Source organism: Lentzea sp. HUAS TT2, from assembly GCF_051853195.1.
Classification (GTDB): Bacteria; Actinomycetota; Actinomycetes; order Mycobacteriales; family Pseudonocardiaceae; genus Lentzea.
Window position 1 is genome coordinate 1,800,192 of record NZ_CP196667.1, and the last position, 18,834, is coordinate 1,819,025.

An 18,834-nucleotide genomic window follows, 5' to 3' on the forward strand; every position below is an offset into this window, starting at 1 on the left:
CGATGAGGCGTCGACTGATCGGCGCGTTCGTCGCACTAGCGGTGGTCGTGGCACCGGTGGGCGTGGCGAAGGCGGCCAGCTTCAACGTCAAGGACTACGGCGCGAAGGGCGACGGCAAGGCGATCGACTCGGTCGCCATCGACAAGGCCATCACAGCGGCCAGTGCGGCCGGAAACGGCACCGTCGAAATTCCGCCGGGCACGTACCTGTCGCGCTCGATCCACCTCAAGAGCAACGTCACCATCAACATCCAGCAGGGCGCCAGGATCGTGGCGTCCGGCAGCGGCATCGACGCGCCGGAACCCAACCCCACCTACGGCAAGTACCAGGACTTCGGGCACAGCCACTTCCGCAACGCCCTGCTGTGGGGCGAGAACGTCGAGAACATCAGCTTCACCGGCAAGGGCGTCATCGACGGCGCCAACAAGCTGGAGACAGGCGAGAACATCCCGGCGGGCAAGGGCGACAAGATGCTCTCGCTCAAGTTCTGCAAGAACGTCGACATCACCGATGTGACGTTCAAGGAGGCCGGTCACTTCGCGATCATCACCAACGGCTGCGACGGGATGAAGCTCGACCGCATCACCGTCGACACCCCGGACGACCGCGACGGCATCAACTTCATCAACAGCTCCAACGTCGAGCTGTCGAACTCCACCGTCATCTCCAGCGACGACGCGGTGGCGTTCAAGAGCGACTACGCCACCGGGAAGACGTTCCTGAGCCAGAACAACGTCGTGCGCGACTCCACCATCCAGTCCACCGAGAACAACGCCGTCCAGTTCGGCTCGGAGACCTGCGGCAGCTTCAAGAACATCCAGTTCCGCAACCTCAAGGTCACCGGCGCCTCCAAGGCGGGACTCGGCATGGTGTCGATGGACGGCGCGGTGATCGAGGACGTCCTCTACGACAACATCCAGCTCACCAGGACCGCCTCGCCGATCTACGTCCACATCGGCAAGCGCGGCCGCTGCCCGAACAGCCCGCCCACCGGCAGGATCCGCAACATCACCTACCGGAACATCACCGGCACGAACCTGACCGCGCCGCGCGACATCCCCGGCGACCCGGAGTACGCCTCGACGGTCTCCGGCCGGTCCGACTCGAAGATCACCGGACTGACGTTCGACACCGTGCGGCTGACGGTTCCCGGCAACCACAAGGAGTCCGACGCCTCGAAGAGCCCGCCGGAGGTGTCCGGCGAGTACCCGCCGCGGATCTTCGGCGTGCGGCCGGCGTTCGGGTTCTGGATCCGCAACGCGACCGACGTGAAGTTCATCAACAGCACCGTCGAGTTCGACAAGAACGACGGGCGCCCGGCGTTCACCACCGACGGCGTGCAGGACATCTCGCTCAACGGCGTGAAGGTGGAACGCAGCACCGGCGCGAACGACCTGCAGTGGCGCAAGAGCAGCGGCACGTCCGTCACGGACAGCACGACCACGAGCGGTCAGGCGTTGCGGGCGAAGACGAGCTAGACCATGCCGACCGCGCCGTAGGTGGACGCGTCCGCGGCGGCCGACGTACCGGGGAGCTCGCCGTCCGCCCTCCAGTGGGCGGCGAGCACCAGGCCCGGCTCCAGCAGCTTCAGGCCGCAGACGAACTCCTCCACGTCCTGCTTGGACCGCGGTACGACCTCGGTCCCCATGGCGTCCGCGAGGCCGACCAGCTCGCCGACCAGCTCCGGCTCCACGTCCTTCGTGAGATGCGTTAACGCGAGGACGCTGCCCTCGGTCAACGCGGCCCGGTAGCGCGCGACGACACCGGCGGGTTCGTCGGTGACGAACGGCAGAACACCGACCATCAGCACGGCCGTGGGCATCGTGAAGTCGATGAGGCGGCGCGTCTCCGGATGCCGCAGCACGGCGCCGACGTCACCGATGTCGGACTGCACGATGGCGGCGTTGAGGTTGTCGCGCAGCATGGTGCGGGCGTGGGCCACGGTCACCGGGTCGTTGTCGACGTAGACGACGTTGCACGACGGATCGAGCGACTGGGCGACCTCGTGGACGTTGCCGGCGGTCGGGATGCCGCTGCCCAGGTCGAGGAACTGGCGGATGCCGTACTCCTCGACGCACAGGCGCACCACGCGACGGGAGAACGACCTGATCGTGCGCGCTATCTCGGCGACCGGGAACTTCCGGATGCTCTCCTCGGCCAGCACGCGGTCGACCGCGAAGTTGTGCGCTCCGCCGAGGTAGTAGTCGAACAGGCGGGCCACATTTGGGCGTTCGGAATCGCCGTTTGTCCTCACCCGCTGCGGGCCGTCCTGCACTGCGCACCTCACCCTGCTCCCGAGCGGCGCGAACGCTGGAGGCACGGTAACTGGCTACTCCGTTCGTGTCCATCCACCATTCGTGGTCACGTAGGGTGATGGCCCCCGGCAGGAGCCGAGGGCCATCGCAGGGTTACCGCAGGTCAAGCAGCGTGTCAGACGCCCGCGTTGCTGGTGATCCAGGAGCGGTAGGTGGCGATGCGGGTGTAGTTGGAGCGCGTCGCGCGGTCCGAGGTGGACGCGACGCCGACCTGACGGCCGCCTCCGAACATCGGGCCGCCCGAGTCACCGCCGGCGGCGATGCCGTCGACGCGCGACACGGAGATGGCACGGCCACCGCGGTAGTCGGAACCGTTGGGGTTCGTCACCCGCGTGTTCGCGACCTTCAGGTAGCGCGACTGGCAGTTGATCTCCGGCTGGTTGGTGCAGGTGGCGCCCCAGCCGTAGAGCTGCACGGTCTGGCCCGTGGCCACGCCGTCGCTGCTGGAGGCCAGCGGCGAGAACGGCGCGGACATGGTCGTGCCGACCTGCACCAGCGCCAGGTCAGCCGACGGGTGCTTGATGATCCGGGTACCCGTGACGACCTGACCGCCGGAGGTCTGGTCCAGGCTGCCCGCGCGGAACGTGTACGTGCCGCTGCCCGCGACGCAGTGCTCGGCGGTCAGGATCCACCGAGGGGCGATCTTGGTGGCGGAGCAGTTCTCCCGCCCGTTGAAGAACAGACGGGCGGCGTACGGGAAGTTCGACGCATAGCCGCCGCCGATGATCATCGGCGACATGTCCGGGTTCTCCGGAGCGGCCGTGGCGGTGGCAGGGGCGAGGGAGAGCGCTGCAAGGACGGCGCCCGCGATCGCAACAGTGAAACGCATGGTTGGTCACCTCGTGAGTGCAGGGAGTGGTTAAGCAACCACCCACAGCTTCACCCGGCCGTGTGACCGTGACCACCCTCCGTTAGTCGGCTTTGTCGTCTTCCGAGACGTCGTCCAAGCCGATCGCCCACTTGCGGCCCTCGTTCGTGAACAGGAACACGAGCACGACGACGCAATAGATGCCGCCCAGCGAGCCGAGCAGCTGCTGCTGCGACGGCCCGTACGCGTACCAGGCACAACCGAGCAACAGCAGCTGCGTGACGATCACGGGCGTGCGGGCGCCGTGGTGACCGCGGAACAACATGACCGTCGCGAAGAGCACCCCGCCGAACCAGAGGACGAGCACGCCGGCGGCGCCGAGGATCGGGCCGGCGGGCGTCGCTCCCCCGATCACCCGGAGGACGAGCGCGACGGCCAGCGCGATGCCGCCCAGACCCTGCACGAAGGTGAGCGCGGACGCGATGCGCACCGGGCGCGGCGGCGCCGGGGTCTGAGTGGTCACGGGAGACCTTTCCTCACGTTCTGTACTGGTCACGGATCGTAGGCCACCCGGTTGGAGGGCTCTCTCGGCACGTCGGGAGAGGGAAGATCAAGGGGCCTTCAGCGAGCCGGCGGTCGTCCGGGGTGCACTCAGCTGCGAGGTGAACGCCGTGCTGACGGAAGGGAGATTTGCGCCACTTTCGTGAGGCTGAAGCCACCCTTAGGGAGGACATGCGCGCGGCTGACAGTCACGCACTGTCTTACTCTCAAGTAGTGCGCGCTCTTCTCGTGGTGAACCCGCAGGCGACAACAACAACGCCGGCGGGCCGTGACGTGTTGGCGCACGCACTGGCCAGCGACGTGAAGCTGGAGATCATCCAGACGTCCTACCGCGGCCATGCGGCAGACGCCGCGCACCAGGCTGCGGCGGACGGGTTCGACCTGGTCATCGCCCACGGCGGCGACGGCACGGTCAACGAGGTCGTCAACGGCATCCTGCGCGGCGGACCACGCCCGGAGACGCCGATGCTGGGCGTCGTGCCCGGCGGTTCGGCCAACGTCTTCGCGGGCGCGCTCGGCATCCCGCGCGACCCCGTCGAGGCCACGCACGTCCTGCTCCAGGCGATCGAGCACGGCACCAAGCGCCGCATCGGGCTCGGCCAGGTCTTCGCGGACGTCATCGAGGACGGCCGCTGGTTCACGTTCAACGCGGGCATGGGCCTCGACGCCGACGTCGTCGCCGGTGTGGAACGCAAGCGCGCCAAGGGCAGCAACGCGAGTCCCGCTCTCTATCTGAGCGTCGCCCTCAAGGCTTATGCGCAGAACGTGCGCAAGCCGCAGCACTTCACCGTCGAGATTCCGGACGAGCCGCCGTTCGACGACGTCGGCATGGTGTTCGTCTCGAACACCGACCCGTGGACGTACTTCGGCGACCGGGCGATCCAGCTCAACCCCAGCACCTCGTTCGACGGCGGCCTCGGCCTGAGTGCGTTGACGACGATGCGGGTACCCACGGTCGGGCGCTACATCGCCCAGATCCTCGCGACGGGGAATCCGAAGGGCGGGAAACTCGTTCGGCGTGATGACGTGGGTTATGTCAGAGTGAAGTGCGAGGAGCCCGCGAACCTCCAGGTCGACGGAGATTTCCTCGGAACGACCACGGCGGTGGAGTTCCGGGCGGTCCCGGATGCGTTGACTGTTGCCCTGTAAGGAACTTGACAGTCCGTAACCGGTTCGTGACCGTCTCGGTACTTTCCCGGGATGTACGGCAGTCGAGTGACAGCAGAGCGTGAAACCCCAGGTGAACGCTGTCGATCTTTTGGGTGAGTTCACTCACCGGGTCAGTGCTTACCCCTTGACATCCCAGCCGTTCGTGAAAGCATTCACAAGCACCCCAAAAACGACCGCTGACAACCGGCGTGCCCTTGTGCGCGCCTATCGCTGAGGAGTAGTTCCAATGGACTGGCGCCACCGCGCGATCTGCCGCGACGAGGACCCCGAGCTGTTCTTCCCCGTTGGGAACAGTGGTCCCGCGCTGCTTCAGATCGCCGAGGCGAAGACCGTCTGCCGCCGCTGCCCCGTCGTCTCCGACTGCCTCGCGTGGGCGCTCGAGAGCGGCCAGGACGCCGGCGTCTGGGGCGGGATGAGCGAAGACGAGCGCCGCGCTCTCAAGCGCCGCAACGCCCGCACGCGGGCCCGCAGCAACGCCTGAGCAGGCAGTTAGCCGCGAACCAGAACTACAGCGTTTGATCTTTATAGGAGAAGCCCGACACCGTGCCAGGTGTCGGGCTTCTTTGTTTGCACACCCTCCCGCATGACCACGTGAGACCGCTGAGGCTGGCCGTCACGTGTGCACGGCGTTAGTTTAGCGCCGCCCTCTGAGCGGCACGCGCAGGACCGCCTCAGTACCGCCTCGGGGCCGTCGCCGCAAGCTCAAAGAGCCTCTCAATTCAGAATCGACGAGGGTCCGAACGATCTGCAGACCCAGCCGATCGGTGCGTTCGAGCGAGAAACCCTGCGGAAGACCCTTGCCGTCGTCGGTGATCGTCACGTCGAGCCATTTGGCGGACCGCTCGGAGTGCACGACGACCTCTCCTCGCTGGCCAGGGGCGTAGGCGTGCTCGAAGGCGTTCTGCACGAGCTCGGTCAGCACCATCACCAGCGGGGTGGCGATCTCGGCGGGCACGATCCCGAACCCGCCCTCGCGACGCACGCTGACCTGGGTCTCGGTGACCGCGACGTCGCTCATCATCGGGATGACCTTGTCGACCACGTCGTCGAGGTCCACCCGCTCGTCGACGCTCATCGACAACGTCTCGTGAACCAGTGCGATGGAAGTCACACGGCGCACGGACTCGGCGAGCGCCTCCTTCGCCTCCGGGTTGCTCAACCTGCGGCTTTGCAGCCTCAACAGGGCCGCGACGGTCTGCAGGTTGTTCTTCACCCGGTGGTGGATCTCGCGGATCGTGGCGTCCTTGGACATCAGCGCGCGGTCGCGCCGACGCACCTCGGTGACGTCGCGGCACAGCACGATGGCGCCCGCGGCCTGACCGCGTGGCCGAAGGGGCAAAGCGCGGAAGAGCACCGCGGCGCCACGCCGTGACTCGGCCTCCATCCGCATCGACGGCTGTCCTTCGAGCGCCTGCCTGATGCGCTGGGCGACCTCGGTGGCGTCGAACGGGTCACCGATCAGGCTGCGGGTCAACGGCGCGAGGTGCACGCCGACGAGGTCCGACGCGTGCCCCATGCGGTGGAACGCCGACAGCGCGTTCGGCGAGGCGAACACCACCGCACCGGACGGGTCGAGCCTGATCAGGCCGTCGCCGACGCGCGGACTGGTGTGCACGTCCGGCGAGGGCTCGGGCGCGGGGAACGTGCCGTCCGCGATCATCTGGCACAGGTCGGCCGCACTGCCGAGGTACGAGATCTCCAACGGCGACGGCACGCGCGGCACGGCCAGGTTCGTGCTGCGGCTGAGCACCGCGATGACCTGGGCACCCAGCCGCACCGGGATGGTCTCGCGCCGCACCGGGACTCCCAGGTGCCAGCGCGGGTCCTCCTCGCGGCAGATCCGCGACTCGTCCATGGCCCTGCGCAGCTGCGGGTGCTCCTCCGAGTCGACCTCGCTGCCGACGACGTCCTCCGGGTGGGCGGTGGGCGCCGTCGTGGGACGGGCTTGGGCCACGCAGAGGAACTTGTCGTCCTCCAGCGGGACCCACATGACGAAGTCCGCGAACGACAGGTCGGAGAGGAGTTGCCACTCCGCGACCACCAGCTGGAGGTGGTCGACGGCGGCGCCGGAGAGCTTCGTGTGCTCGGCCAGCAGGTCCGTGAGCGTGCTCAGAACTCCTCCATGAGAAACTACGGAAGCTGTGTTTGATTGGTCGGCTGGTCCGACCAACATGAATCGGTACCCGGAGTCGGCCCAGCCGACGCGGGTGAAGCAAGTTCTGATCCTAGGAGACACCCATGTCGAAGCGTGCTCGCAAGCGCCGCGACCGCAAAAAGGGCGGCGCCAACCGAGGCAAGCGCCCCAACGCCTGAGTCGTGCGAAAGGCCCTGGACACCAACGGTGACCAGGGCCTTTTGTCTTGCTCGGGGTCTTGCTGGAGGACTTTTTCAGTCCTCGGTGCGGATCGTCACGATCGTGGCGCGGATGCGCGCCTTCAGATCCGCGGGGGCGTAGTCCCCACCACACTTGCGGGCGAGCAGCGCCTTGAGGTGCTCCTCGAGCCCGAACTGCTCCAGGCACGGATGGCACTCGTCGAGGTGCGTCTGCAGTGCCGCGCGCCGTCCCTGGTCGCATTCCTGGTCCAGGAACAGCCAGACCTCGGACAGCACCTCTGAGCAGTCGGTGTCGTGGGGTTCGCCGCAGTTCATGACGCGTCTCCGTTGCTGCCGTTGCCGCCTCGGAGGAAGCCACGGTCGCGGGCGACGTCCGCCAGCATGTCGCGGAGCTGGCGACGGCCCCGGTGCAACCGGGACATCACCGTGCCGATCGGGGTGCCCATGATGTCTGCGATCTCCTTGTACGCGAAGCCTTCGACATCGGCGAGGTAGACCGCGATCCGGAACTCCTCCGGCAACCGCTGCAATGCTTCCTTGACGTCGCTGTCGGGCAGGTTGTCGAGTGCCTCGACCTCGGCGCTGCGCAGCCCGGACGAGGTGTGGCTCTCCGCCTGCGCCAGCTGCCAGTCCGTGATCTCGTCGGTCGGCTGCTGAATCGGCTGGCGCTGCTTCTTGCGGTAGCCGTTGATGTAGGTGTTCGTCAGGATCCGGTAGAGCCATGCCTTGAGGTTCGTGCCCTCCGAGAAGGACGCGAACGCCGAGTAGGCCTTGAGGAACGTCTCCTGCACCAGGTCCTCGGCGTCCGCCGGGTTGCGCGTCATGCGCAGGGCGGCCGAGTACAGCTGGTCGAGCATGGGCATCGCGTCGCGCTCGAAACGCGCAGCGCGCTCCGCCGTCGTCTCTGTCGTGCCGGTGGCGGGCACCGCGCTCCCTTCCCACAGGTTCTGGGTCGGGACTGACTTTACGCGTGACCGCTCAAGCATGTTCGTTGCCACGTTCCGGGTAACAACGGAGGGGCTGGTAGTAATTCCGCATGGCCGGACGTGGGACCCCCGCCACAGCGCTGCTGGACAAGCAGCGGGTGGCGCACACCTTGCACTCGTACGAGCACGACCCCAGGCACGAGTCGTACGGGCTGGAGGCCGCGGAGGCGCTCGGGCTCGCACCGGAACGCGTCTTCAAGACCCTCGTGGCCGAAGTGGACGGCAAGCTCGCGGTCGGCGTCGTGCCGGTGACCGTGCAGCTCGACCTCAAGGGCCTCGCGGCGGCGTTGAAGGGCAAGAAGGCGAAGATGGCCGTCGTCGCCGACGCGGAGCGCGCCACCGGGTACGTCGCGGGTGGGATCTCGCCGCTGGGACAGAAGAAACGCCTTCCGGTCGTGGTCGACGATTCGGCGATGCAATTCGAGACGATTTTCTGCAGCGCGGGCAGGCGTGGTCTCGAAGTCGAGATCACGCCTGCCGACCTGATGCGGCTCACCAATGCGGTGGTTGCCGGAATCAGTGCTTAACCGACCGGCGCCACGATGCCGCCACTGCGGACGTATTCAGCACCGATACCGGACGCCGGCCACGCGACGGTGACCAGAGCGCCCAGCTTGCCCTGGCCGGGCAGGTTGAAGCGGACGAAGGCGGGGAACTGCTGGGGGCCCTCGCTGTTCGATGCCACGTACTTGGCGGCATAGCTGTCCCCGCCGATCAGCGTCTCGCTGTACGGGGGCTGGCCTCCGTTCAGGGCGGCGTGGATGTCGTTGCCCTTCCAGTCGAGGAAGCGCAGGTTGCTCACGGTGCCACCGATCCTGCAGGAGACACCCTCCGCGGCGACGAAGCGGATCACGTGCGCCTTGTCCTTGGCCGACGGAGAGCGCATGTCATCGACGCGGATCGCCAGATCGTCGCCGGTGCACCACGGGGCCGCCGTCGGGTCGGAGGCCTGAGCGGCAGAGGCCGCAACACCGGCCAATGCGGCAGTGCCGGCCAACGCAGCGGCGGTCGCGATCGTGCGGAAACGGCTCACGTGTTCTCCCGAATTCATCTCGATAGGCGTTCGCCCTACACACTTGTCGACGACTCGGAGATGCACTCGGTTGTCACGAATATCGTATTTCGTACTTTCGGCCGACCCCTTCCTCCGTTCGGAAGAGCTCGCCCTACTCGCCGGTCTGGCCGTCGACTGCTTCCCTGATGAGATCGGCGTGGCCGTTGTGCCGTGAGTACTCCTCGACCATGTGCGTGAGGATCCAGCGCAGGCTCACCTTGCGGCCGTCCGGCCAGGGCGCGCGCTTCGCCAGCTGCCCGAGATCACCGGTTTCGAGGGCCTCCTCGACGGCCTGGCGGGCGCGGTCGACCTCGTCCTGCCAGAGGGTGTTGAGCTGCTCAGGGGTGTCGTTCGCGGCCGAGTGCCAGTCCCAGTCGTTGTCGGCCTTCCAGTCGACGCTCGCCCACGGCTCCAGCGGCGCGCGGTCGTGCAGGACGACGTGGAACCACTGCTGCTCGACGTACGCGAGGTGCTTGATCAGCCCGCCGAGGGTCATCGAGGACTTGGCGGCGGTCTGGTTCAGCTGCTCGGCGGTGAGGCCGGCGGTCTTCCACACGAGGGTGGCGCGATGGAAGTCCAGGAAGCCGTTCAGGGTGGCGAGCTCGTCGCCGGCCAGGGGCGGGTCGGGGCGGCCCTGCTCGTCGAAGTCGGTCATGACCGGCGACGTTAGTCGAGCGGGCGCAGAACCCGGTCCATCCATTCGCCGACATAACGACCGACGTCCGCGACCGACGCCTTCAGCGAGTGGTCGCCCTTGAGCAGCACGACCTCGCGGTGATGAGCACCCACGGGCTGCCCGAACGGGTCGTTCTCGCCCTGCACGACCAGCGTGGCGACCTCGACGCCGTCGAGCTCGGCCATCCGGGACTTCTCCGGCTTGCCCGGCGGGTGCACCGGGAACGCCAGGCACAGCACCGCCACGGCCTGCCCCTCGACCGAGGTGCGGCAGGCCACCCGCGCACCCGACGACCGGCCCCCGAACACCAGGGGCAGGCCGTCGAACCAGCGTTCGCCCAGGTCCTCGACCACGGACAGCCAGGCGGTGTCGAGCTGGTTGGCCGGCGCCGGGGCACGACGGCCCGCGACGCGGTAGGGCTGTTCGATCAACGCCACGTGCACGCCGACGGAGTTCGCGGCGCGGCACGCGGCGACCAGGTCCGGGGCCTCGACGCCGCCGCCGGCGCCGTGGCCTAGGAGCAGTGCTGCGCGCGGTTCGTGGGCACAGTGCAGCGAGGCCCTCGCGGGGCCGTGCGGCGTGTCCACCAACAGCGTGGTCACGACAGCTCTGCGCGTTCGATGAGAGAGGGGTTGTTGTTCTTCACGCTGTTCACATCGGTCGAGACCGGGCGCAACTCCAGTGCCTCGACGATCGACATGTCCGGGGTCAGCAGCTCCGACGGGTCCAGCGACGTCGGGTCGAGCCACGCGGACCAGCGGTCCTGGGGCAGCAGCAACGGCATGCGGTTGTGCACCTCGGTCAACGCGCCCATGGACTCGGTGGTGAGCACAGCGCACGTGACGGTCGGGACGTCGTCCTTCCACCACACGGACCAGAGGCCCGCCATCGCGAGCGACGTGTCGTCCCCGAGCGTCATGAAGTACGGCTGCTTGCGGCCCTCGGCCGGCTGCCATTCGTACCAACCGGCGGCGGGGATGATGCAGCGCCGTTTGATCGCCGACTGCTTGTAGGCGGGCTTGGTCAGGACGGTCTCGGCTCGCGCGTTGATCATCTTGGCGGCGCCGGACAGGTCCTTGGCCCAGTGCGGGACGAGACCCCAGCGCATGACGCGGACGCTGCGTTCCAGCTCCTCGTCCTCGGGCCGGCGCTCGACCACGGCCATGACGTGCTTGGTGGGAGCGACGTTGTAGTCCGCCCCCGGCGCCTCGTCACCGGTCCCGTCCACCGCGTCGAACTCGGCCGCCAGCAGCGCCGGGTCCTTGGTGGAGGCGTACCTACCGCACAAAACCGATCACCTCCGAAGTTGCGATAATCCCACGTCCCCCACACCAGTGCGAACTGTCCCAGGCCAGATGCGGGATCATCTGTGCATGACTCAGCACTGGTCAGCTCCCAGCGCGTCCGGCCCAGTCCACTCGACGGTGCCGGTGCCCGGCTCGAAGTCGATCACGAACCGCGTCCTGGTGCTCGCGGCACTGGCCGACGGGCCCTCGACGGTCCACGCGCCGTTGCGCAGCCGCGACACGGTGCTGATGGCCGCCGCGCTGTCGTCGCTCGGCGTCGGGATCACCGATCGCGAGGACGGCGGCTGGGAGGTCATGCCCGGTCTGCTGCGCGGTCCCGCCGACGTCGACTGCGGTCTCGCGGGCACGGTCATGCGCTTCCTGCCGCCCGCCGCCGCGCTGGCCGAGGGCGGGATCCGGTTCGACGGCGACCCGCACGCCCGCACGCGGCCGATGAGCACCGTGCTGGGTGCGCTGCGGTCGCTGGGCGTCGACGTCGAGGGTGACGCGCTGCCGTTCACGTTGCACGGCACGGGATCGGTGCCCGGTGGCGAGGTGACGATCGACGCGTCGGGCTCGTCGCAGTTCGTGTCCGGGCTGCTGCTGTCCGGTGCCCGCTTCGACAAGGGCGTGACGGTCCGGCACGACGGCAAGCCCGTGCCCTCGTTGCCGCACATCGACATGACGGTCCAGACGCTGCGTTCGGTCGGCGTCCAGGTCGACACGAGCGTCCCGAACGTGTGGCACGTCGAGCCCGGCGTGATCAGCGCGCGGACCTGGCACGTGGAGCCGGACCTGTCGAACGCGACGGTGTTCCTGGCCGCGGCGGCGGTGACCGGTGGCGAGGTGACGATTCCGCACTGGCCGTCGGAGACCACCCAGCCCGGTGACGCGGTGCGGGGCATCCTGGAACGCATGGGCTGTGCGGTCGAGGTGTCGGAGCGCGGACTGACCGTGCGCGGACCGGCGAAGCTGACCGGCGTGGACATCGACCTGCGCGACGAGAGCGAGCTGACGCCGACCGTCGCCGCACTGGCCGCGCTCGCCGAGGGCCGCACGGTCATCCGGGGCGTGGCGCACATCCGCGGCCACGAGACCGACCGGATCGCGGCGCTCGTCAACGAGATCAACGCGGTCGGCGGCAACGCGACCGAGACAGAGGACGGCCTGATCATCGATCCCGCTCCGCTGCACGGCGGGGTGTGGAAGGCCTACGCGGACCACCGGATGGCGACCGCGGGCGCGATCATCGGCCTGGTGGTGCCGGGCATGTCGGTCGACGACATCGGCAGCACGACCAAGACGATCCCCGACTTCCCGGGAATGTGGACCACGATGCTCGGCGGGGACGCGTAGAAGTGAGCAAGCAGGACTGGCGCAAGCTCGACGAGTCCGACGTGCGCGTGCGCCCCGGCAAGGGGACGCGGCCGCGCAGCAAGAAGCGGCCGGAACACGCCGACGCCGAGACCGCGATGGTGATCGGCGTCGACCGCGGCCGCTGGACGTGCACGATGGAGTCGGGCGCGATCGTCACGGCGATGCGTGCGCGCGAACTGGGCCGCACGCCCGTGGTGGTCGGCGACCAGGTCGGCATCGTCGGTGACACGTCGGGCCAGCCGGACACGCTGGCCCGCATCGTGCGCGTCGGCGAACGGACCTCGGTGCTGCGCCGGACCGCGGACGACACGGACCCGTTCGAACGCGTCGTCGTCGCGAACGCCTCCCAGCTCATCATGGTCGTGGCGCTGGCGGATCCCCCGCCGCGCACGGGTTTCATCGACCGCTGTCTGGTCGCCGCGTACGCCGGAGGCCTGGAACCGGTGCTGTGCCTGACGAAGTCGGACCTCGCCTCGCCGGACTCGCTGCTGGCGCTCTACACCGAGCTCAACGTGCCGGTGATCGTGACGCGGTCCGACGAGGAGCCCGAGGCGCTGCGCGCGCGGCTCGCGAACACGGTGTCCTGCCTGATCGGCCACTCCGGCGTCGGCAAGTCCACTTTGGTCAACAAGCTCGTGCCGTCCGCGAACCGCGCGGTGGGCGTCGTGTCCGGCGTCGGCAAGGGCCGCCACACCTCCACCCAGGCCGTCGCGCTGCGCCTGCCGGAGGGCGGCTGGGTCGTGGACACGCCGGGCATCCGCTCGTTCGGCCTCGCGCACATCACGCCGGACGACATCGTGAAGGCGTTCCCGGACTTCGCCGAGGCGGCGGAGGAGTGCCCGCCCGGCTGCGGCCACCTCGGTTCGCCGGAGGACCCCGGCTGCATGCTGGACGAGCTGGTCCCGGACGCGCCGGGCCGTCTCACGTCGTTGCGGCGGCTGCTCGCGTCCCGTGCCGGAATGGACGATTACGCTGACGGATCATGAGCATGCGTTGGACGTTGCCCCTGCTGGTCGCTCTCGCCGCGTGCTCGGCCCCGGAGGAACCCGCGTTCACGAAGGCCGATCCCTGCACGCTGCTCGCGTCCGGTGACGCCGGGCAGATGAACGGGTCCCCCACCAGGACCGACCGGTCGTGCGACTACCCGTTCGACTCGCTGACCGTGCGGCTGACGCTGCTGAGCGCGAAGTACGCGGACGAGTCGCAGAAACTGCTGTCCGACGGCGGGTACGGCGGCGTGGTCGACGGCGGACAGCCCGGTGAGAGCGACGACCGTCCGCTGACCAGCAGGTGCACGGACGCGTCCGGCGAGGTGACGTGCGACGCCGTCCTCGAAGTGCGGGACGGGCAGCTCGTCGGGCTGAAGGTCCTCCAGCGCAGCCACGACCTCAACGCGGTCGGGCAGGTCACGCAGGGGCTGGCGGCGAAGGCCCTGGAACGACTGCCGAAGTGACCGCTACCCCATGTGCGGGTACCGGTGATCGGTCTGCGGCAGCAGGGTTTCCTTGATGGCGCGCGGGCTGGTCCACCGCTGCAGGTTGTAGATCGAGCCGGCCTTGTCGTTGGTCCCTGAGCTGCGCGACCCGCCGAACGGCTGCTGCCCGACCACGGCTCCGGTCGGCTTGTCGTTGACGTAGAAGTTGCCCGCGGCGAACCGCAGCGCCCGATGCGCCTGTTCGACGGCCGCCCGGTCGCGTGCGAAGACGGCGCCGGTCAGCGCGTACGGCGTGGAGGTGTCGATGGTCTCCATGATCTTCGGGAAGTCCGCGTCCTCGTAGACGTGCACGGCGAGGATGGGGCCGAAGTACTCCGTCGTGAAGATGTCGTGGTGCGGATCGGTGCCGAGCAGGACCGTCGGGTCGACGAAGTAGCCCACCGAGTCGTCGCACGAGCCGCCGGCCAGCACCTCGACCGAAGTGGACGCGGAGGCCATCAGCAAGGCCTCCTCGTGCTTGGCGAACGCGCGGTGGTCGATCACGGCGCCGCCGAACGCCGACAGGTCCGTGACATCGCCGTAGGACAACGACTTCGTGACGTCGAGCAGCTGCTCGCGGACGCCGCCCTCCCACAGCGAACGCGCGATGTACGCACGTGAGGCCGCCGAGCACTTCTGGCCCTGGTACTCGAAAGCACCGCGCACGAGCCCGGTGACGAGCGCACGGGGATCTGCGGAAGCGTGTGCCAGCACGAAGTCCTTGCCGCCTGTCTCGCCGACGACGCGCGGATAGGCGCGGTAGTTGTCGAGGTTGGCCGCCATGGTCCGCCACAGCGCCTTGAACGTGCGCGTGGAGCCGGTGAAGTGCAGGCCCGCGAAGAACCTGTCCCGCAACGCCACCTGGCTCAGCGCCTCGCCGTCGCCGGTGACGAGGTTGATCACGCCCGCCGGCAGGCCCGCCTCTTCGAGCAGCCGCATGGTGAAGTGCGCGGCCAGCTGCTGCGTCGGTGACGGCTTCCAGATCACCGCGTTGCCCATCAACGCGGGCGCCAGCGGCAGGTTGCCCGCGATGGCGGTGAAGTTGAACGGCGTGATCGCCACGACGAACCCGTCGAGCGGCCGGTGGTCCATCCGGTTCCACACGCCCGGCGAGGAGATCGGCTGTTCCTCGAGGATGCGGCGGCCGAAGTGGACGTTGAAGCGCAGGAAGTCGATCAGCTCGCACGCCGCGTCGATCTCGGCCTGCTGCACGGACTTCGACTGGCCGAGGATCGTGGCGGCGTTGAGGGTGTCGCGCCACGGGCCCGCGAGCAGGTCGGCCGCGCGCAGCAGCACCGCGGCGCGTTCGTCGAACGGCAGCTCCTGCCAGCCCGGTGCGGCGTGCTGGGCGGCGCGCATGGCGTCGGCGACGTCGGAGTTCGTGGCCTGCGCCGTCACGCCGAGGACGTGCCTGTGGTCGTGCGGCTGGACGACGTCGATGCGATCCCCGCCGCCCATGCGCTGCTGGCCGGCGATGGTCATCGTCAGCTCGTGCGAGGTGCCTTCGAGCTCTGCGATGCGTGCCTGCAGGCTGGCCCGTTCGGCGCTACCGGGTGCGTAGGTGCGCACGGGTTCGTTGACCGGTTCGGGTGCAGACGTGACTGCGTCCATTCCCCCATCGTGGCACGCGGTAGTAGGGTCCGTCGGGTGGCGCGGGTGACTGGCATCGGCGGGGTTTTCCTGCGTTCCCGAGATCCTGTGCGCCTTGCCGCCTGGTATCGCGACAACCTCGGCGTGCCGATGAGCGAAAAGGGCACCGTCACCTTCCACTGGCTCGACACGGCGACGAACGAGCTCCCCGGCACGACGACGATGGCGTTGTTCGCGCAGGACACGGAGTACATCGGCGAGCCCCACCAGCGCACGATGCTGAACCTGCGCGTCGACGACCTGGTGTCGTTGATGGCCAAGCTGAAGGCGCGTGGCGTCGAGGTGCTGCCCGAGACCGAGGACTCGGAGTTCGGCCTGTTCGGGTGGTGCGTGGACCCCGAGGGCAACCGGATCGAACTGTGGGAACCCGCAGAGGGAATGTGATGCTGGACGAAGCCGTGCGGGCGCTGCGGGAGTGGCAGCGCGACGACCTGCCGTTCCAGCTCCATCCGGGAGATCTGGGCTGGTACCGGCGTTTCGGTCCCGTGGCGACCGACGAGGCGATCCGGACCTGGCGCCACGACGGGCGAATCGTCGCCGTCGGGCTGCTGGACGGCGCCGACCTGCTGCGGTTCACGATCGCGCCGGACGCCCGTGCCGACGAGGAGCTGGCGCGGCGCCTGGCCGACGACATCGGCACCCCCGAACGCGGTGTCCTCCCCGCCGGGACGGTGTACGTCGAGTCGCCGCGGGGCACGCGGTTCCAGGAGCTGATGTTCGAACGCGGCTGGCAGTCCGACGAGCCGTGGACGCCGCTGCGCCGTGATCTCGATGCCCCCGTGCCGGATCCCGACGTGCACGTCGAGGTCATCGGACACGACCACGCCGATGTGCACGCCTCCGTGGTCCGGGCGTCGTTCGAGAAGTCGACGTTCACCGAGGAGCGCTGGCACGCCATGGCGACGGGCTCGCCGTACGCCGACGCGCGCAGCCTGGTCGCTTTTCACCAGGGCGACGCGGTGGCGGCGATCACCGTGTGGTCAGCGGGCCCCGGCAGGCCAGGGCTGATCGAACCGATGGGCGTGCACCACGACCATCGGGGCAAGGGGTTCGGCAAGGCGATCACCCTCGCCGGTACGGCGGCGTTGCGCGAGCTCGGTTCGTCCAGCGCGCTCGTCTGCACGCCGAGCTCGAACGCCGGCGCCGTCGCCACCTACCGGGCAGCCGGTTTCGAAGCGCTGCCCGAGGTGCACGACCAGCGTCGTTAGAGCAGCTCCAGCACGAACGGGAGCTCCTGCGCCGCGTACCAGGCCAGTTCGTGGTCCTCGGCGCTGCCCAGAGCGAACTCGGCGTCCGGGTCACCGAGGTCGGCGGCGTCGATGACGTCCGCGGCCGCGCGCACGTCCTGCTCGGCCTCCGCGGTGTCCAGGTGGACGGCGGCGACGTTCTTCATCGTGAACGAACCCCCGACCTTCACCACCGAGAAGTCGAGGTCAGGACGCAACGTCACGTCGTCCATGTCCACCGCGAGCACCGCACGACGCGGCTCGGCCTTCTCGTCGGCGGCCAGCAGCCGCAGGGAGGCCCGTGCGGCGTCGAGCATCGCCGCGTACTCCAGCTCCTCCGTGTCGCCCGCCGCATACGACTCGCGCAGCGCCGGCGTCAGCGCGAAGGCCGTGCCGGTGACCGGAGCCAGTTCGCCGTTCTCGACGAACGTGCGCAGCATCGGCACCGTGGCCGGGATGTAGACCCTCATGCGCTCGCCGTCCCCATCAGTTCCTCCACCGACTCCTCGACCATGGTCGCGAGTACGTCCACATCGGACATGGCGTCGCGGTCGCCGTTCAACCCGAAGTACACACCGCCGTCGTACGACGTCACCCCGATCGCCAGCGCCTGGTTCTTGGCGAGCGGGACGACCGGGAAGATCTCGGTCATTCTCGCGCCCGCCGCGTACAGCGGAACCTGCGGCCCTGGAACGTTGGTGACGATCACGTTGAACAGCCGGCGACTGAACGAGCTCGCGGCGCGCGCACCGAGTGCGTGCAGCGTAGGCGGTGCGAAGCCGGAGACCTTCACCAGCGCGTCGGCGGCGACGGACTGGCCCGACTCCTGGTGCGCGCGCATCGCGTGGCTCACGTGGTGCAGGCGCACGACCGGGTTCGGCTCACCGACCGGCAGGTCGACCAGGTAGGCGCTCACGTTGTTGCCGGAGTCCGGGTCCGCCTCGCGGACGGACAGCGGCGCCATCGCACGGATCGTGGTGCTGCCGGTGACGTTCTCGCCACGGCTGAGCAGCCAGTTGCGCAGCGCCCCGCTCAGCGCCGCGAGCACCACGTCGTTCACGGTGCCGCCGTGCTGCTTGCGGATGGCGCGCAGGTCGTCGAGCTGGGCGCGGGCGACGGCGAACCGGCGCTGCGGCGAGGTGATCCGGACGTTCAGCGGGCTGCCGGACGCGGGCGTCGCGACGGTGCGGACGGCACTCGCGAGCACGCCGAACGCGTTGAAGACCTTCTCGACCGTGTTCACGGTGTCGAGGGCCGCGCTGCGGACGTTCTCCACGAGCTCGCCGGGGCGCTGCACGATGTCGGTGACGGCGTCGGCCACGAGCTGCAACGAGCTGGGCTCTGGCTGCGGCATCCAGAGGTTCTCGACGTTCGTGCGCGGCGTCGGCGACACGTCCAGCATGACCTGGCCGATCTCCAGCGACGCGATGCCGTCGATCATGGCCTGGTGGGTCTTGGTGATGACCGCGGTCTGGTTCTTCTCCAGGCCCTCGACCAGGTAGATCTCCCACAGCGGGCGGGAGTGGTCGAGCGGGCGCGACATCAGGCGCGCGACCAGGTCGTCCAGCTGCGTCTCGTTGCCCGGCCTGGGCAGGGCGCTGCGCCGCACGTGGTAGGTGACGTCGAAGTCGGGGTCGTCCACCCAGACCGGGCGCGCGATGCGGCCCGGGACCTGCACGACCTTCTGCCGGTAGCGCGGCACGAGGCTGAGGCGTTGCTCGATGAGGTCGACGAGCTTGTCGTAGTCGAACCCGGCCTTGGGCCGTCGGAACACCGCCACGCCGCCGACGTGCATCGGCGTCGTGGAGTCCTCCAGGTACAGGAACGAGGCGTCCAGCGCTGACAGTCGGTCCGGCATGCCACCCAGCCTAGTGGCGCGACCCGAAACGTTGGCGGTGAACTCACGCTCAGCAGGGC

General features: G+C 68.8%; 23 protein-coding genes. 10 read left to right on the top strand and 13 right to left on the bottom strand.

The genetic code is table 11. The annotated features are described in order from the left end of the window. Nucleotides 1–2: 2 nt before the first annotated feature. Nucleotides 3–1,478, top strand: coding sequence for a glycoside hydrolase family 28 protein (locus ACSHWB_RS08760; protein ID WP_439661583.1), 1,476 nt, complete (start codon nt 3–5; stop codon nt 1,476–1,478). Here the strand turns inward: ACSHWB_RS08760 and ACSHWB_RS08765 are convergent. From ACSHWB_RS08765 to ACSHWB_RS08775, 3 genes are all read right to left on the bottom strand, one after another. After that, nucleotides 1,475–2,320: an SAM-dependent methyltransferase gene (locus ACSHWB_RS08765; protein WP_439661584.1), complete on the bottom strand. Its 846-nt coding sequence runs from the start codon at nt 2,318–2,320 to the stop codon at nt 1,475–1,477. The genes ACSHWB_RS08760 and ACSHWB_RS08765 overlap by 4 nt on opposite strands. Before the next feature lie 110 nt (nt 2,321–2,430). Beyond that, a complete protein-coding gene (locus ACSHWB_RS08770; protein WP_439661585.1) occupies nt 2,431–3,144 on the bottom strand; it encodes a S1 family peptidase in 714 nt (237 codons plus the stop codon). Between the two features lie 82 nt (nt 3,145–3,226). After that, nucleotides 3,227–3,646 (bottom strand): hypothetical protein, encoded by a 420-nt coding sequence (locus ACSHWB_RS08775; protein ID WP_439661586.1) that lies wholly within the window; start codon nt 3,644–3,646, stop codon nt 3,227–3,229. 251 nt (nt 3,647–3,897) lie between these two features. Between ACSHWB_RS08775 and ACSHWB_RS08780 the strand changes: the two genes are divergently transcribed. Further along, nucleotides 3,898–4,833, top strand: a complete 936-nt coding sequence (locus tag ACSHWB_RS08780; protein ID WP_439661587.1) for a diacylglycerol/lipid kinase family protein — start codon at nt 3,898–3,900, stop codon at nt 4,831–4,833. 247 nt (nt 4,834–5,080) lie between these two features. Beyond that, complete coding sequence (locus ACSHWB_RS08785; RefSeq protein WP_015104912.1) at nt 5,081–5,335, top strand: WhiB family transcriptional regulator; 255 nt, start codon at nt 5,081–5,083, stop codon at nt 5,333–5,335. Nucleotides 5,336–5,488: 153 nt separating this feature from the next. On the opposite strand, the gene ACSHWB_RS08790 is transcribed toward ACSHWB_RS08785, so the two are convergent. Further along, a complete protein-coding gene (locus ACSHWB_RS08790) occupies nt 5,489–6,967 on the bottom strand; it encodes a histidine kinase N-terminal domain-containing protein (protein ID WP_439664549.1) in 1,479 nt (492 codons plus the stop codon). 125 nt (nt 6,968–7,092) lie between these two features. Here ACSHWB_RS08790 and ACSHWB_RS08795 point away from each other — a divergent pair, with 125 nt between their 5' ends. Further along, a complete protein-coding gene (locus ACSHWB_RS08795) occupies nt 7,093–7,167 on the top strand; it encodes a 50S ribosomal protein bL37 (RefSeq protein ID WP_369809028.1) in 75 nt (24 codons plus the stop codon). 75 nt (nt 7,168–7,242) lie between these two features. Here ACSHWB_RS08795 and rsrA read toward each other — a convergent pair whose 3' ends face one another. Both rsrA and ACSHWB_RS08805 read right to left on the bottom strand, forming a co-directional pair. Continuing rightward, nucleotides 7,243–7,503, bottom strand: a complete 261-nt coding sequence (rsrA, locus tag ACSHWB_RS08800; RefSeq protein WP_360047237.1) for a mycothiol system anti-sigma-R factor — start codon at nt 7,501–7,503, stop codon at nt 7,243–7,245. Continuing rightward, nucleotides 7,500–8,174, bottom strand: a complete 675-nt coding sequence (locus ACSHWB_RS08805; protein WP_439661588.1) for a sigma-70 family RNA polymerase sigma factor — start codon at nt 8,172–8,174, stop codon at nt 7,500–7,502. The genes rsrA and ACSHWB_RS08805 overlap by 4 nt, the downstream gene beginning before the upstream one ends. A 50-nt stretch (nt 8,175–8,224) precedes the next feature. Between ACSHWB_RS08805 and ybaK the strand changes: the two genes are divergently transcribed. Then, entirely contained in the window at nt 8,225–8,701 is a 477-nt protein-coding gene (gene ybaK / locus ACSHWB_RS08810) for a Cys-tRNA(Pro) deacylase (RefSeq protein WP_439661589.1), read from the top strand. On the opposite strand, the gene ACSHWB_RS08815 is transcribed toward ybaK, so the two are convergent. The 4 genes from ACSHWB_RS08815 to ACSHWB_RS08830 form a co-directional block, all read right to left on the bottom strand. Beyond that, entirely contained in the window at nt 8,698–9,207 is a 510-nt protein-coding gene (locus tag ACSHWB_RS08815) for a hypothetical protein (RefSeq protein WP_439661590.1), read from the bottom strand. The genes ybaK and ACSHWB_RS08815 overlap by 4 nt on opposite strands. A 133-nt stretch (nt 9,208–9,340) precedes the next feature. Then, the gene (locus ACSHWB_RS08820; protein ID WP_439661591.1) at nt 9,341–9,883 is read right to left on the bottom strand and encodes a DinB family protein; all 543 of its coding nucleotides are present in this window, start codon (nt 9,881–9,883) and stop codon (nt 9,341–9,343) included. 11 nt (nt 9,884–9,894) lie between these two features. Continuing rightward, complete coding sequence (locus ACSHWB_RS08825) at nt 9,895–10,506, bottom strand: alpha/beta hydrolase family protein (RefSeq protein WP_439661592.1); 612 nt, start codon at nt 10,504–10,506, stop codon at nt 9,895–9,897. Then, on the bottom strand, nt 10,503–11,192 hold the full coding sequence (locus ACSHWB_RS08830; protein WP_439661593.1) for an SOS response-associated peptidase: 690 nt from the start codon (nt 11,190–11,192) through the stop codon (nt 10,503–10,505). Before ACSHWB_RS08830 ends, ACSHWB_RS08825 begins: the two co-directional genes overlap by 4 nt. A gap of 85 nt (nt 11,193–11,277) precedes the next feature. On the opposite strand from ACSHWB_RS08830, the gene aroA reads away from it, so the two are divergent. The 3 genes from aroA to ACSHWB_RS08845 are packed head-to-tail and all read left to right on the top strand — an operon-like array spanning nt 11,278 to nt 14,020. Then, nucleotides 11,278–12,546 (top strand): 3-phosphoshikimate 1-carboxyvinyltransferase, encoded by a 1,269-nt coding sequence (aroA, locus tag ACSHWB_RS08835; protein WP_439661594.1) that lies wholly within the window; start codon nt 11,278–11,280, stop codon nt 12,544–12,546. 2 nt (nt 12,547–12,548) lie between these two features. After that, nucleotides 12,549–13,553 carry a ribosome small subunit-dependent GTPase A gene (gene rsgA / locus ACSHWB_RS08840; RefSeq protein ID WP_439661595.1) on the top strand — a complete coding sequence of 335 codons (1,005 nt, stop codon included), beginning with the start codon at nt 12,549–12,551 and terminating at the stop codon, nt 13,551–13,553. Beyond that, on the top strand, nt 13,550–14,020 hold the full coding sequence (locus tag ACSHWB_RS08845; protein ID WP_439661596.1) for a hypothetical protein: 471 nt from the start codon (nt 13,550–13,552) through the stop codon (nt 14,018–14,020). Before rsgA ends, ACSHWB_RS08845 begins: the two co-directional genes overlap by 4 nt. A gap of 3 nt (nt 14,021–14,023) precedes the next feature. Here ACSHWB_RS08845 and pruA read toward each other — a convergent pair whose 3' ends face one another. Beyond that, on the bottom strand, nt 14,024–15,652 hold the full coding sequence (gene pruA, locus ACSHWB_RS08850) for an L-glutamate gamma-semialdehyde dehydrogenase (protein WP_439661597.1): 1,629 nt from the start codon (nt 15,650–15,652) through the stop codon (nt 14,024–14,026). A 36-nt stretch (nt 15,653–15,688) separates the two neighbouring features. On the opposite strand from pruA, the gene ACSHWB_RS08855 reads away from it, so the two are divergent. Together ACSHWB_RS08855 and ACSHWB_RS08860 are read left to right on the top strand one after the other, a co-directional pair. Continuing rightward, nucleotides 15,689–16,075 carry a VOC family protein gene (locus tag ACSHWB_RS08855; protein ID WP_439661598.1) on the top strand — a complete coding sequence of 129 codons (387 nt, stop codon included), beginning with the start codon at nt 15,689–15,691 and terminating at the stop codon, nt 16,073–16,075. Further along, on the top strand, nt 16,075–16,899 hold the full coding sequence (locus ACSHWB_RS08860) for a GNAT family N-acetyltransferase (protein ID WP_439661599.1): 825 nt from the start codon (nt 16,075–16,077) through the stop codon (nt 16,897–16,899). Before ACSHWB_RS08855 ends, ACSHWB_RS08860 begins: the two co-directional genes overlap by 1 nt. On the opposite strand, the gene ACSHWB_RS08865 is transcribed toward ACSHWB_RS08860, so the two are convergent. Both ACSHWB_RS08865 and ACSHWB_RS08870 read right to left on the bottom strand, forming a co-directional pair. Continuing rightward, nucleotides 16,896–17,387 (bottom strand): DUF6912 family protein, encoded by a 492-nt coding sequence (locus ACSHWB_RS08865; protein ID WP_439661600.1) that lies wholly within the window; start codon nt 17,385–17,387, stop codon nt 16,896–16,898. The two genes, ACSHWB_RS08860 and ACSHWB_RS08865, sit on opposite strands and share 4 nt — an antisense overlap. Next, a complete protein-coding gene (locus ACSHWB_RS08870; protein WP_439661601.1) occupies nt 17,384–18,775 on the bottom strand; it encodes a WS/DGAT/MGAT family O-acyltransferase in 1,392 nt (463 codons plus the stop codon). The genes ACSHWB_RS08865 and ACSHWB_RS08870 overlap by 4 nt, the downstream gene beginning before the upstream one ends. Between the last annotated feature and the right edge of the window lie 59 nt (nt 18,776–18,834).